Genomic DNA, 13,109 nt, shown 5'->3' on the forward strand with positions numbered 1-13,109 from the left:
GCCCCCATGGCCGCGACCACCAGCGCGACCGCGCCGAGCCGGGAGGACGGTTCTCTTCCCGGCTCGGCGCGGGGGCGCAAGAAACCCCGGCGGAGCTACTCGGTCGGCCGGGGCGCCGTTCCGTACCTGCTCGTGCTGCCCGCCATCCTCATGGAGCTGCTGATCCACCTGGTGCCGATGGTCGTCGGCGTCGTGATGAGCTTCAAGGAACTCACCCAGTTCTACATCCGCAACTGGGGACAGGCGCCCGGGGCGGGCCTGCGCAACTACCGCGTCGTCGTCGACGTCAACGGCGCGGTCGGCAGCGCACTGCTGCACTCCTTCCTCATCACCTGCGCGTTCGCCGTGCTCGCCGTCGGGTTCTCCTGGCTGCTCGGGATCACGGGGGCGATCCTGATGCAGGACACCTTCCGCGGGCGGGGCTTCCTCCGCGCGCTGTTCATGACGCCGTACGCGCTGCCCGTCTACGCGTCCGTCATCATCTGGGCGTTCATGCTCCAGCACGACAACGGCCTGGTGAACCACGTGCTGCACGACCAGCTGCACCTGACCTCCAAGCCGGCGTTCTGGCTGATCGGCGGCAACAGCTTCATCTCCGTGGTCGTCGTCTCGGTCTGGCGCAACTGGCCGTTCGCGCTGCTCGTGATCATGGCCGGCCTCCAGAACATCCCCGACGAGCTGTACGAGGCCTCCGCGATCGACGGCGCCGGTATCTGGCAGCAGATCCGGCGGATCACCATGCCGTCCCTGCGCCCGATCAACCGCGTGCTCGTCCTCGTGCTGTTCCTGTGGACGTTCAACGACTTCAACGTGCCGTACGTGCTGTTCGGCCAGTCGGCGCCCCCGGCGGGCGACCTGATCTCCGTGCACATCTACCAGGCGTCGTTCCACACCTGGAACTTCGGCTCCGGCTCGGCGATGTCCGTGCTGATGCTGCTCTTCCTCCTCGTGGTGACCGCGGCGTACCTGGCCGTCACCTCCCTGAGCAACCGGAGGAGCAATGCCTAGCGCGTACCGGTCGCCGACCGCCCGGCCGATGTCGTTCGTGTGGACCCGGCGGATCGTGCTGACCCTGATGGGGCTCTTCGCCGCCGTGCCGGTCTACGTCATGATCAGCACGTCGCTGAAGCCGCTGCAGGACGTCACCGACAAGTTCCGCTGGTTCCCCGGCCGCCTCACGCTCCGCCCGTACGTGGACATCTGGCACACCGTGCCGCTCGCGCACTACTTCGTGAACTCCACGATCGTCTCCGCGGCGGCGACCGGCCTGTCGGTGCTCATCGCGATCTTCGCGGCGTACGCGGTGAGCCGCTACCGGTTCAAGGGCAAGCGGATCTTCACGATCACGGTGCTGTCCACCCAGATGTTCCCCGGCATCCTGTTCCTGCTGCCGCTGTTCCTGATCTTCGTCAACATCGGGAACGTCACCGGCATCGCGCTGTACGGCTCGCGGGGCGGGCTCATCATCACCTACCTGACCTTCTCCCTGCCGTTCTCCATCTGGATGCTCGCCGGGTACATGGAGTCGATCCCGCGCGGCCTGGACGAGGCCGCGATGGTCGACGGGTGCGGGCCGCTCGGCGCGCTGTTCCGCGTGGTCATCCCGGCCGCCGTTCCCGGCATCGTCGCCGTCGCCGTCTACGCCTTCATGACGGCGTGGAGCGAGGTGCTGTTCGCCTCCGTCATGACCAACGACGTCACCCGGACCCTCGCCGTGGGCCTCCGCGGCTACTCCACCCAGTACGACGTCTACTGGAACCAGGTCATGGCCGCCTCGCTGGTCGTCAGCGTGCCGGTCGTCGCCGGGTTCCTGCTCCTTCAGCGCTACCTCGTCACCGGTCTCACCGCCGGGGCCGTCAAGTGACCCACACAGAAGGGCAGTCCGTGCACGACCTCACCTCTCTCCCGGCCGACTTCGTCTGGGGCACGGCCACCGCCGCGTACCAGGTCGAAGGCGCCGTCGCGGAGGACGGCCGATCGCCGTCCATCTGGGACACGTTCTCCCACACCCCCGGCAAGATCGACGGGAACGACAACGGCGACGTCGCCTGTGACCACTACCACCGCTGGCCCGAGGACATCGAGCTCATGAAGCGGCTCGGCGTGAACGCCTACCGCTTCTCGATCGCCTGGCCGCGCGTCGTGCCCGGCGGCGACGGCCCGGTCAACCCGGCCGGCCTCGCCTTCTACGACCGGCTCGTCGACGCGCTCCTCGAGGCCGGCATCACGCCCTACCCGACCCTGTACCACTGGGACCTGCCCCAGGTGCTCCAGGACCGCGGCGGCTGGCCCGTCCGCGACACCGCCGAGCACTTCGCCGCGTACGCCGCCCACGTCGCCGCCGCGCTCGGCGACCGGGTGACCCAGTGGACCACGCTGAACGAGCCGCTCTGCTCGGCGTGGATCGGCCACCTCGAGGGCACGATGGCGCCCGGCCTGTCGGACATCGCGGTCGCCGTGCCGGCGTCGTACCACCTGCTCCTGGGCCACGGCCTGGCCACCCAGGCGATCCGCGCGGCCGTACCGCACGCGCAGGTCGGCATCGTGAACAACCTCGGGTACGCCGAACCGGCCAGCGACTCCGAGGCCGACGTCGCGGCGGCCCGCCGCGCCGACGGGCACTCGGTCCGCTGGTGGCTCGACCCGGTCCACGGCCGCGGCTTCCCGGCGGACATGGTCGAGGTCTACGGCGTCGATCTGCCCGAACGCCCCGGCGACCTGGAGACCATCGCCGCGCCGCTCGACTGGCTCGGGCTCAACTACTACTTCCCGACCACCATCGCCGACGACCCGTCCGGACCCCCGCCGTTCACCCGAGAGGTGCACCGGCCGGACGTCCGCCGCACGGCGATGGACTGGGAGATCCGCGACGAGGGGCTGGAGCGGCTGCTCATGCGGCTGACCGATGACTACGGCGCCTCACGGATCCACGTGACGGAGAACGGCTCCGCCTGGCCCGACGTGGTCGGCCCGGACGGGCAGGTCGACGACCCGGAGCGGATCCGGTACCTGGAGGAACATCTGGCCGCCTGCGTCCGCGCGTCCCGCCGCGGCGCGCCGGTGGCCGGCTACTTCGTGTGGTCGCTGCTGGACAATTTCGAGTGGGCGTACGGGTACGACAAGCGCTTCGGGCTCGTGTACGTCGACTATGAGACGCAGCAGCGGATCATCAAGGGCAGCGGGCACCGGTACGGCGACCTCATCCGCACCCACCGCCGCGACGGCGAACGCGCCGCCTGACGCAGCCCTGCCCCGGCGGCCTGGTCACGGGCCGCCGGCGGTACCGGCCGTTCACCTGGGCGGCTACCTTGAGCGCATGGAGGAGAACCGAGCACGACGGGTCGTGGACGCGCTGCGCGACCGGGGCATCAACGCGCATCTGCTCCGGGCCGGCGTCGGCCAGTTCGGCGTACGCGTGTCGCTGCCCGGCGGACGCGACGCCGAGTGGGACACCGACGGCACCGCCGGCCTGGAGGCACAGGTCATGCGCAACGGGATGCTCGTCGGCTTCGTACCGAAGATCGAGGGTTCGGCGGACTTCACGGAGGAGCAGGTCGTCGACGCCATCGCGCGGACCGACTACGACCAGCCGGTGGCGCGGCAACGCGAGACGGCACCCCCACCGTCCAAGCCCCTACCGCGCGAGGGCGGTGTGTTCCGCCGCTTCCTCGACGGCTTCCGTTATCGGTAGCCCGTCGTCTGCCCGCGGGGCGGGCTCGGCTCCCGCCCACCCGCACCGCCACCCGCCGAACCGCCACCACGCCAGGACGGCATGTCCCGCCACCTCCTCCACGGCTACCGCTACCGGTAGCCCGCCGTCTGCCCCGCGAGGCGGGCTCGGCTCCCGCCCACTCCCACCGCCACCCGCCGAACCGCCACCACGCCAGGACGGCATGTCCCGCCACTTCCTCGACGGGCTACCGCTACCGGTACGTGTGCCCGCGGGGCGGGCTCGCCCACTCCCACCGCCACCCGCCGAACCGCCACCACGCCAGGACGGCATATCCCGCCACCTCCTCGACCGCTACCGCTGGCCGGTTCCGCGGACCGGCCCACCCTGCGGCCGGTAGGCCGTTCCGCGTGCCGCGCGTGTGGGGAATGCATGACTCTCACTGATCACGGCGCCATACCGGGGACCCGTTGTCTATGGTGTGCGCGCATGGTGGACATCGGGCGATCGGGCCGGGTCATCGCGGTCGTGGCCGTGGTCGGAGCCCTGGTGGCCGCGTCGGACGCCATCGCGGTGCGCCGGTACACGCGGACTGGCGACGGGCTGCCCGGCGGATCAGGCTGGCGGACGACGCCCAGCGTGGCGTGCCGGAACGTGATGGGACGCCGCGACGTGTTCGGCGAGTTGTCGGGGATCACCGCGACGGGACCGCACGACGCGTGGGCCGCCGGCTACTGCGGCACGACCGGAGCCCCCGGTGTGTGGGGGACGTACGTCGGCCTGATCGAACACTGGAACGGACGCCGGTGGCTGCGAGTCCCCACGCCGCGGGCACAGAGCTATACCTCGGTCGTGGCTGTCTCGCCGCGCGATGCGTGGGCGACGGCCGGTCCCTCGCACGCGCCGGGAATCTCTCCGCCTGCCGCGATCCACTGGGATGGACACCGCTGGTCGCCGGCGGCCGGCGGCCTGCCGAGGAACGCCGCGTTCGAGGCCCTGGCCGTGACGTCGTCGGGGGTCTGGGGCGTCGCCGACACGGGCGACGCCTCCTCACCGTTCCTGGTCCGCCGGCAGGCGGGTTGGTGGTCACGGGTCACGGTGCCGGGACCGCCCATGGGGGACCTCGACTACTCGTCCGCCATGGGCGTGGATCCGGCCGGAGGGCTGTGGCTGGGCCTCCAGGGGACCCCGGACAGAGCCGAAATCGCGCACTACCAGGACGGGCGGTGGGCCCTCCTGCCCGTACCGCGGTCGAGAAGGTACAGCGATCTCACCGCGGTGGCCGTGACGAGTGATGGCACGTGCACGGTCACCACGGAGGAGTACGACAGCCAGGAAGACGCGTCGCACCGGACACTGGTACGCGCGTGGGATGGACGTCGCTGGACCCGACGGAGCACTCCCATGGGCTTCGACATCGACAAGGCGACCAGTGACGGCCATGGGGGCCTGTGGCTCTGGTCCTCCGACGGCCACAGCCTCATCCGCGGCGACAGCCGGCATTGGACGGGCGCGCCACAGCCCCTACGGGGTGCGACGACGAAGAACGGTGAGACGCCGACCGCCGAAGTCCCCGGCACGTCGACCCTCTGGAACGTGGGGGCGGACCACTTCCGCACCGTGCCCCGATCGACGTTCCCCTTCTCCGCGTGGGGCCAGCCGGTCATCAAGGCATTTCGCCCGTAACCGTGGACCAACCGCCTCGTCCTCCGCCTGAGCCCGTCGCCTGGGCCCCTCTCGCCCGTGGCCTCGCGCTGGGTCCTCCCGGCCGCGGTTCCTCTCCCGCCGGGTCCCTTCCGCCGGAGCCCTCCCGCCGGAGCCCTCCCGCCCGGGGGACCATCCCACTTCCAGTGTCCAGCGTGGGGGCTTGTCGGCGGAAGGCGCTCTCATGGCTTGTGGATAACCATGAGCGCCTTCCGCCGACCGCTGGTCGCCTCGCTCAGTTACCGGCGTACGGGTCGGGGCCGTCGGCCTTGACCACGTAGGTCTTGACGACCTTGTCGTGCAGGGCCTGCTTCTTGGAATCCCACAGGATCCACAGGTCGTCGAGGAGGCCGCCGAGTCCGCAGGTGACGTACGTGATGAGGTAGGTGAACAGCACACGCCAGGCGGCCGTGCCGTAGCCGATCGGGCCGCCGTCCTGTGCCCGGACGACCCGGATGCCCAGGGCCCGTTTGCCGATCGTCCGGCCCCACTTCCCGTGCTGCCACGTGAAGTAGATGATCGCGATGATCGCGGTGACGCCGTTCGCTGCCAGCCGGCTGCCGAGGTGTTTGTTGTCGTACATCGCACTCGCGCCGGCGAACGGTGCCGCGATGATCCAGCCGATCACGCTGTAGATGATTCCGTCGATGATCGCGGCGAACAGGCGCGACCAGCGGCCTGCGAGTTCCGCCGTGATTCCGGGCGGGGCCGACTGTCCGTACGGTTCCGCGATCGGCGGTGCGGCGGGGTACGGCTCCGCGGCCGGGGGTGGGGACGCCGCGGAGGTGGTTTCCGGGCCTGGGTCGGGTGGCGGGGCGGCGCCTTCGGCGCCTGCTCGTTCCTCTGGGTGATCAGGCGGTTGCGTCATGTCAGAACAATAGACCCGATTTGCTAGAAATGGTCGAAATCGTTGTTGAACCGTTTCGTGTGCCTCCAGCCGAGGTGCGGCCGATTGCGCCGGAGTAACGTGCGGCGCATGAATTCGCCCGACCGGCTTCGATGGAACGCCAAGTACGCCGCGCGGACGACATCGTCCTTTTCCGTCCATCCCCTGGCCAGTCGCGCGCTGGCCCTGCCCCTGCCGGACGGTCCGGTGCTGGATCTGGCGTGCGGGATCTCGGGCGACCCGCTGTCGGCGGCGGAGGCCGGACGGGCGGTGACCGCGGTGGACGTCTCCGACGTCGCCCTCGAACGTCTCGACGCGGAGGTACGCCGGCGGGGCCTCGGGGACCGGATCACGCTCGTCCACGCCGACCTGCTCGAATGGCGTCCGCCCCGGTCGTCGTATGCGGCGGTGCGCTGCTTCGGCTACTGGGACCGGGAGCTCTTCGGCCCGGCCGCCGCCGCGGTACTTCCCGGCGGCGCGATCGCATGGGAGGCGTTCACCGAGGACGCCCGACGGCACCGCCCGCTGCCCGCGTCGTGGTGCCTGGCCCCGGGCGAGCCGGCCGTGCTGCTGCCGGAGGACTTCACCGTGCTCGACCTCACGGATGAACGGGGAAAACGCCGGATGCTGGCCCGCCGCGACCCGACGCTTTAGACGGTCAGCCCGAGCCGGCTGTCGAGGTACGCCCGATTGAGAAAACACCGCATGGCCACTTTTCCCGACGTGCGAGTGACTCAGCGCGGGGAATGTCGGCGGGTGCTGGTGAAATGAAAGGCGTGACAGAGCATGACGAAAGGCAAGGGCTGTTCTGGGACGTACTCGCCGGGCGGGTCGCTCCCCCTCCTGCGGCCGAGACGCTCGGCTGGCAACTGGTCTCGGTGGACCCGGCGCGCGGCACCATCGAGGTGGCTTTCGACGCGAGCGAGCGGTTCGTCAACCCGGCGGGCGTGATCCAGGGCGGCTTCCTCGCCGCGATGCTGGACGACACGCTGGGCCCGGCCCTGGTCGCAACGCTGCCGGAGGGCCAGTTCGCCCCCACCCTGGACCTGCACGTCCAGTTTCTGCGCCCGGCGCGCCCGGGCCGCCTGACCGGCCGCGGCCGCGTCGTCCAGCGAGGCAGGGAGGTGTGCTTCCTGTCCGGCGAACTCTCCACCCCCGATGGCAAGACGGTCGCCGTGGCCACCGCCACCGCCCGCATCCAGACCCTGCCCTGACAGCATCTCCGCCGGCCCCGACGCCCCCGGACGAACGCTCCCCACGGCGTCACCCGCTTCCGGCCTAGCCTCGCCGGTCGTTGGGAGGTTCGGCGAGGCGGTTCTCCCAGGCCCAGGCGGCGATCTCCACTCGGTTGCGCAGGCCCAGCTTCGTCTGGACGCTGGCGACGTGGCCCTTGGCGGTGCTCATGGAGATGAACAGCTCGGTGGCGATCTCCTGGTTGGTACGGCCTCTGGCGATGGCCCGGACGACCTCGGTCTCCCGGTCGGAGAGCCGGCTCGCGGTGTCGGAGACGCCCGGCGCCTTGACGGGGGCGAGATGCTTGAGGAGCCGTACGGTGATCGATGGGGAGATCAGGGCGTCTCCCGTGCCGGCGGCCCGTACCGCTTCGACGAGCAGGGTGGGACCGGCGTCCTTGAGGATGAAGCCGACGGCCCCGGCTCGCAGCGCCCCGTACACGTATTCGTCGAGGTCGAAGGTCGTGACGATGACCACCCGGAGCGGGTCGTGGACGTCGGGACCGGCGAGGGCGCGGGTGACCTCGATGCCGTCGAGACGGGGCATCCGGATGTCGATGAGGCACACGTCGGGACGCAGGCGCCGGGCCAGGGCGATGGCCTCCGCACCGTCCGCGGCCTCCGCCACCACGGTGATGTCGGGCTGGTCTTGGAGGATGAGGCGTAGCCCGTTGCGGACCATCGCCTGATCGTCGGCGATCAGGACACGCACGGTCATGCCTTGCCAGGAGCGGGCAGTGCGGCGTGCACCGACCAGCCGACATCGGGGCGCGGGCCGGCGATGAGGGTGCCGCCGAGGGCCTCGACCCGTTCGCGCATCCCGACGAGACCGTACCCGCTGCCGTGATGGAACCGGGGCGAGGCGGCCGGGGGCGCGTCGTCGATGATCTCCACGGTGATGGCCCGTTCGTCGTGGGTGAGGGTCACGGTGGCCTGGCGCGTGCCGGATGCGTGACGCTTGATGTTGGTCAGGGCTTCGGTGACGATCCGGTGGATGGTGGTGGTCACCTCTGGCGGCCAGGTCGGATCGGGCGGGCCGTTCGGCAGATGGAGCCGCACCCTGGGGCCGTGCTGGGCGAAACGGTCGACGAGGTCTGTCAGCTGTTCCGGGGCGGGTGCGCGTCCGCCCGCGTCGTCGCCGTTGCGGAGCAGAGCGATGACCTGGCGCATGGAGGTGAGCGCGTCGTTCCCGGCGGACTCGATCTCCGCCAGGGTTGCGTCCAGTGTCTCGGTGTGCTTGCGGGCGGCGATACGGGCGCCCTGTGCCTGGAGCACGACGCCGGTGATGTGGTGCGCCGCCGAATCGTGCAGTTCCCTGGCCAGTTCCAGGCGCTCGTCCCGCCGTACCGCTTCGATGACGGCCCGGCGGCGGGCGTCGAGGAGGCGAAGCCACAGCCCGGCCGCGAACGCGGTGCCCCAGCCCAGTCCGAGGATGCCCATCACGGCGGAATGACCGCTCATCGCACCGATCGCCACCGCTCCCCCGCCGGCCACGATGAGCGCTGCCGACTGGAAGGGAAGCACCCGGATCGCGGAACCGACGAGGACGAACAGGGCCAGGCTGGCCGCGATGCCCGGCTGGCCGCGCAGATCCCACAGCTCGGCGACCAGCTCGGCGGCTCCGGCGACGACGAGGCTCACCCCTGCCGTCCACACGTGGCTGCGCGCACGCAGGAGGGCGGCCGTGCACACCACCAGTCCGACGGCGCAGTCGAGCAGCCAGATCTGGTGGAGGACCGCGATGTTGTGGTCCTCCACGGCGAGCACGACGGCGAACACGACGGCGAGGCCGGTGTTGACCGCTGCCCCGCGCCATCTGGCGAGGCGATCCAGCAGGTTCACGCGGTTCAGGCTACGCAGACGGCGGGGCCCGGGACACCGGTCGAAAGTACTGTCCGGCCTGCGCGAACCGTACTTTCAGCCGGTACACGCTTCCGATCGGCATCGGCACAGTTGACCGCATGCTCTTCCGACCAACCACCCACAAGGAGCCGGCATGACCGCTGTCTTGCAGGCCCGGCACCTGGGCAAGAGATACCGGCGGCGCTGGGCGCTGTCGGAGTGCACCCTCGACGTCCCGGCCGGGCGCGTCGTCGGCCTGGTCGGCCCCAACGGCGCCGGGAAGACCACCCTGCTGAGCCTCGCCGGCGGCCTGCTGACACCGACGGCGGGCACGATCGAGGTGTGCGGCGGGCGGCCAGGCGCCGACCGGGCGCAGTTGGCCAGGGTCGGCTTCGTCGCCCAGAACACACCGACCTATGCCCGGCTGACCGTCGCCGACCACCTCAAGCTCGGCGCCAGGCTCAGCCCCCGATGGGACGCGGGGCTGGCACGACAGCGGATCCAGCGCCTCGGCCTGCGCTCCGACCAGCAGGCCGGGAGCCTGTCCGGCGGCCAGCGCGCTCAGCTGGCCCTGACCGTCGCCCTCGCCAAGCGGCCCGAGCTGCTCATCCTCGATGAGCCGGTCGCCGCACTCGATCCGCTCGCCCGCCGCGAGTTCCTGGAGGATTTGCGCGCCGCGACCGCCGAGCAGCAGCTCAGTGTCGTGCACTCCTCCCACCTGGTCTCCGACATCGAGCGGGTTTGCGACCACCTCATCGTCCTCGTCGCCTCCCGCGTACGGCTGGCCGGTGACGTCCGTGAACTGCTGGCCACCCACCGTGTGATGACCGCCCCCCGCCTGGACCCGGCCGCCCTTCCGGCTGGGCTGCACGTCGTCTCGGCCGACCACACCGACCGGCGGACCACGATGCTCGTCCGGTCCGACTCAGGGGTGGACGACCCCGCCTGGATGGCCAGTCCGGTGAGTCTGGAAGATCTCGCCCTGGCCTATATGAGCCAGTCCGTTCCCGTACCGGAGGCGCTCCGATGATCTGGCTGACCTGGCGCCAGTTCCGCACGCAGGCGACGGTGGCCTTCGGCGCCGTCGTCGTCATCCTCGCCGCCCTCGCGGCCACCGGCCCGCACCTGGCCCACCTGCAGCAGACCCGCGGTGACCGATTCCTCGACGGCATCGGCGGTCTCGAGACGAACCTCTACCTCGGCACCGTCCTCGCGCTGCTGGTCCTGCCCGCCCTCATCGGCATGTTCTGGGGCGCCCCGCTGGTCACCCGCGAGCTGGACGCCGGCACCCATCGGCTGGCTTGGACCATGACCACACGCACCCGCTGGCTGGTCGCCAAGCTCGGTCTCATCGGCTTGGCCGCCATGGCCGCCTCCGGGCTGCTCGGCCTCGCGGTGACCTGGTGGGCCGGTCCGATCGACAAGGCCATCGCGGCCAGAAACGGCGCTCCCGGGCCGGGGTTCCTCCTCTTCCCGAGGCTGGCCCCCGAGGTGTTCGACTCACGCGGCATCGTCCCCATCGGTTACGCCGCGTTCTTCTTCGTTCTCGGCGTCACGATCGGGATCCTCGTACGCCGCACCCTGCCCGCCATGGCGATCCTCGGCGTCCTGTTCGTCGCCATTCAGATCACCATGTCGATGGCGGTCCGGCCGCACCTCACCGCCCCTGAGCGCATCACCACGACGATCTCGAGCCACAACATGCTGAACATCAACATGTTCGATCACGTGACGGTCACCATCGACGAACCCGGCGCCTGGCTCGCCGCTCAGCAGACCGTCGACGCGGCCGGTCGCCCGGCCGCGGTGCCCTCCTGGTTCGTGGACTGCGTGGGCCGGTCGGAGCAGGAACGCCAGGCGTGCTTCGCCAAACTCGCTCACCTGGGCTACCGGCAACAGGTGACCTACCATCCCGCCGGCAGCTTCTGGAGCATTCAGCGAAATGAAACGGCCCTCTACCTCGGCCTGACTCTTCTGCTGGCCGGGTTCGGCGCCTGGTGGATCCGCCGCCTGTCCCGATGAGACACGGCACCGAGCTCGCATTTCACGCGATGGAGAGAGGACGACACGAGAAGATGCAACGAGACCGCGCGTCGACCGCCGACCATTCCGATCACCGACCGCGCTCCGCCAGGCCTCGCACGGCCGGCACCCGATCTCCGCGGCCGACCGCCGCGATATGGGCGCTCGGCCTGCTCGCCGTCGTTTCCCTATCCGTCGCCACGTCACAGCCAGGCGATGCGGCGACGCCGGCCACCGCCTCGACGTCGACCGCACCGCCGGTGCCAAAGCTGGACTGGAAGACCTGCGACGGGGACTTCCAGTGCGCGACGGCGCGGGTCCCCTTGGACTACCGGGACCCGCGCGGCAAGACGATCACCGTTGCCGTTGAGCGACACCGGGCGACCGACACCGCGCACCGCATCGGCTCACTGTTCGTCAACGGCGGTGGTCCCAGCGTGCAGCTGGCGGGCTTCACGGCCGGCTACGAGCAGCTTCCCGCAGCCTGGCGAGCCCGATACGACATCGTCGGGTTCGACCTGCGAGGGTTCGGCTCCAGCACCGCCGTGCGATGCTTCCCGACCACCGAGGCGGAAGACGAGTTCCTGTCCGGCGCGCCGATCGGGTTCCCCGTCGGCGCGAAGGAGACCTCGGCCTGGATTCGCACGTGGACCGGCTTCGACGCGCGATGCGCCGAGCTCAACGGCAGCCTGCTCCAACACATCAGCACGGCGGACGTGGCCCGCGACATGGACCTGCTACGCCAGGCCGTCGGCGACCCGAGGCTGAACTACATGGGCCTGTCCTACGGCACCATACTCGGCGCCACGTACGCCAACCTGTTCCCCGCCGAGGTCGGGCACATGGCGCTGGACGGGGTCCTCGACCCGGTCGCCTACACCAACGGGAAGGACGGACTGCCGACCTTTCTGAGCACAGGCAACGACCAGGCGTCCGCCGCGGTGTTCAAGGACTTTCTCGACCTGTGCGGCGAGGCGTCCACGACCGCGTGCGCGTTCTCCGCGGGCACTCCGGCCGCGACACACGCCAAATACGAGACGCTGCTGCGCCGCCTGCGTCGACATCCGGTGACCGTCGGCGACACGCAGAACTGCGGCTACGCCTGCGGGGTGCTCAGCATCCCCCTGGGCAGCGTGTCCCAGTGGGCGTTGGGCGCCGACCTGCTGCAACAGATGTGGGTGGCCTCATCGGGCGCACCGGCGGCCTCCTCCCCGTCCGCTCCGAAGCGGCAGGCCAAGGGATCCGGCGCCGACGCACCGTCGACGGCCGTCTACACCGGCAGGGAGCAGTTCCTGGCCATGGTCTGCTCCGACAGTCCCAACCCGCGTGACCCGAGCGCCTACACGAGCGCCGCGCGGCTGGCCTACGCCAGGTCGGGCCCGATGGGGCTCGATCCCGCCTGGAGCACAGAGCCGTGCGCGGGATGGCCGCAGGGCGAAGACCGGTACACGGGACCGTGGAACAAGCGCACGGCCAATCCCGTCCTCCTTCTCAACAACTCCAAGGACCCCGCCACCTCTTACAAGGGAGCGGTCGCCATGTCCCACGATCTGGCCCGCGCCCGCCTGCTGACCGTCGACGGGTACGGCCACACCGTCTTCTCGAACCCCAGTGCCTGCGCCGTGGAGTACGAGACCCGCTACCTGCTGACCGGCGCCCTTCCTCCCACCGGCACCGTCTGCGAGCCGGACGCCACCCCATTCGCGGAAGCATCCGCCCCATGAAGCCGAGCTGCAGGCGACTCGCGGCCCCA

Annotated in this window: 13 protein-coding genes; 10 read left to right on the forward strand and 3 right to left on the reverse strand. The window is 70.5% G+C overall.

Annotated elements, in window-relative coordinates:
* Nucleotides 1–6 precede the first annotated feature (6 nt).
* The 5 genes from ACQEV1_RS43445 (at nt 7) to ACQEV1_RS43465 (ending at nt 5,356) form a co-directional block, all read left to right on the forward strand.
* The gene (locus tag ACQEV1_RS43445) at nt 7–1,008 is read left to right on the forward strand and encodes a carbohydrate ABC transporter permease (RefSeq protein WP_285572911.1); all 1,002 of its coding nucleotides are present in this window, start codon (nt 7–9) and stop codon (nt 1,006–1,008) included.
* A complete protein-coding gene (locus tag ACQEV1_RS43450; RefSeq protein ID WP_285572908.1) occupies nt 1,001–1,864 on the forward strand; it encodes a carbohydrate ABC transporter permease in 864 nt (287 codons plus the stop codon). The genes ACQEV1_RS43445 and ACQEV1_RS43450 overlap by 8 nt, the downstream gene beginning before the upstream one ends.
* Complete coding sequence (locus tag ACQEV1_RS43455; protein WP_433402747.1) at nt 1,861–3,240, forward strand: GH1 family beta-glucosidase; 1,380 nt, start codon at nt 1,861–1,863, stop codon at nt 3,238–3,240. The genes ACQEV1_RS43450 and ACQEV1_RS43455 overlap by 4 nt, the downstream gene beginning before the upstream one ends.
* A gap of 76 nt (nt 3,241–3,316) precedes the next feature.
* On the forward strand, nt 3,317–3,691 hold the full coding sequence (locus tag ACQEV1_RS43460) for a hypothetical protein (RefSeq protein WP_285572906.1): 375 nt from the start codon (nt 3,317–3,319) through the stop codon (nt 3,689–3,691).
* 468 nt (nt 3,692–4,159) lie between these two features.
* The gene (locus tag ACQEV1_RS43465; protein ID WP_433402750.1) at nt 4,160–5,356 is read left to right on the forward strand and encodes a hypothetical protein; all 1,197 of its coding nucleotides are present in this window, start codon (nt 4,160–4,162) and stop codon (nt 5,354–5,356) included.
* 253 nt (nt 5,357–5,609) lie between these two features.
* On the opposite strand, the gene ACQEV1_RS43470 is transcribed toward ACQEV1_RS43465, so the two are convergent.
* On the reverse strand, nt 5,610–6,242 hold the full coding sequence (locus ACQEV1_RS43470; RefSeq protein ID WP_433402753.1) for an RDD family protein: 633 nt from the start codon (nt 6,240–6,242) through the stop codon (nt 5,610–5,612).
* 108 nt (nt 6,243–6,350) lie between these two features.
* On the opposite strand from ACQEV1_RS43470, the gene ACQEV1_RS43475 reads away from it, so the two are divergent.
* Nucleotides 6,351–6,914 (forward strand): SAM-dependent methyltransferase, encoded by a 564-nt coding sequence (locus ACQEV1_RS43475; protein ID WP_433402756.1) that lies wholly within the window; start codon nt 6,351–6,353, stop codon nt 6,912–6,914.
* A gap of 122 nt (nt 6,915–7,036) precedes the next feature.
* Entirely contained in the window at nt 7,037–7,474 is a 438-nt protein-coding gene (locus ACQEV1_RS43480) for a PaaI family thioesterase (RefSeq protein WP_433402759.1), read from the forward strand.
* Between the two features lie 64 nt (nt 7,475–7,538).
* Here the strand turns inward: ACQEV1_RS43480 and ACQEV1_RS43485 are convergent, their stop codons facing one another.
* Nucleotides 7,539–8,210, reverse strand: coding sequence for a response regulator (locus ACQEV1_RS43485; protein WP_433402761.1), 672 nt, complete (start codon nt 8,208–8,210; stop codon nt 7,539–7,541).
* Nucleotides 8,207–9,334 (reverse strand): sensor histidine kinase, encoded by a 1,128-nt coding sequence (locus ACQEV1_RS43490; RefSeq protein ID WP_285627386.1) that lies wholly within the window; start codon nt 9,332–9,334, stop codon nt 8,207–8,209. Before ACQEV1_RS43490 ends, ACQEV1_RS43485 begins: the two co-directional genes overlap by 4 nt.
* Before the next feature lie 154 nt (nt 9,335–9,488).
* Here ACQEV1_RS43490 and ACQEV1_RS43495 point away from each other — a divergent pair, with 154 nt between their 5' ends.
* From ACQEV1_RS43495 to ACQEV1_RS43505, 3 genes are all read left to right on the forward strand, one after another.
* On the forward strand, nt 9,489–10,364 hold the full coding sequence (locus ACQEV1_RS43495; RefSeq protein WP_433402764.1) for an ABC transporter ATP-binding protein: 876 nt from the start codon (nt 9,489–9,491) through the stop codon (nt 10,362–10,364).
* Nucleotides 10,361–11,356, forward strand: coding sequence for an ABC transporter permease (locus ACQEV1_RS43500; protein WP_285627381.1), 996 nt, complete (start codon nt 10,361–10,363; stop codon nt 11,354–11,356). The genes ACQEV1_RS43495 and ACQEV1_RS43500 overlap by 4 nt, the downstream gene beginning before the upstream one ends.
* Before the next feature lie 260 nt (nt 11,357–11,616).
* Nucleotides 11,617–13,080: an alpha/beta hydrolase gene (locus ACQEV1_RS43505; protein WP_433402767.1), complete on the forward strand. Its 1,464-nt coding sequence runs from the start codon at nt 11,617–11,619 to the stop codon at nt 13,078–13,080.
* Nucleotides 13,081–13,109 lie beyond the last annotated feature (29 nt).

It is taken from the genome of Actinoallomurus sp. CA-142502 (genome assembly GCF_050936355.1).
Lineage (GTDB): Bacteria > Actinomycetota > Actinomycetes > Streptosporangiales > Streptosporangiaceae > Actinoallomurus > Actinoallomurus iriomotensis.

Coding starts and splice junctions, on each gene's coding strand:
- ACQEV1_RS43445 (WP_285572911.1), top strand. CDS start 7: ATGGCCGCGACCACCAGCGCGACCGCGCCGAGCCGGGAGGACGGTTCT.
- ACQEV1_RS43450 (WP_285572908.1), top strand. CDS start 1,001: ATGCCTAGCGCGTACCGGTCGCCGACCGCCCGGCCGATGTCGTTCGTG.
- ACQEV1_RS43460 (WP_285572906.1), top strand. CDS start 3,317: ATGGAGGAGAACCGAGCACGACGGGTCGTGGACGCGCTGCGCGACCGG.
- ACQEV1_RS43465 (WP_433402750.1), top strand. CDS start 4,160: ATGGTGGACATCGGGCGATCGGGCCGGGTCATCGCGGTCGTGGCCGTG.
- ACQEV1_RS43470 (WP_433402753.1), bottom strand. CDS start 6,242: ATGACGCAACCGCCTGATCACCCAGAGGAACGAGCAGGCGCCGAAGGC.
- ACQEV1_RS43475 (WP_433402756.1), top strand. CDS start 6,351: ATGAATTCGCCCGACCGGCTTCGATGGAACGCCAAGTACGCCGCGCGG.
- ACQEV1_RS43485 (WP_433402761.1), bottom strand. CDS start 8,210: ATGACCGTGCGTGTCCTGATCGCCGACGATCAGGCGATGGTCCGCAAC.
- ACQEV1_RS43495 (WP_433402764.1), top strand. CDS start 9,489: ATGACCGCTGTCTTGCAGGCCCGGCACCTGGGCAAGAGATACCGGCGG.
- ACQEV1_RS43500 (WP_285627381.1), top strand. CDS start 10,361: ATGATCTGGCTGACCTGGCGCCAGTTCCGCACGCAGGCGACGGTGGCC.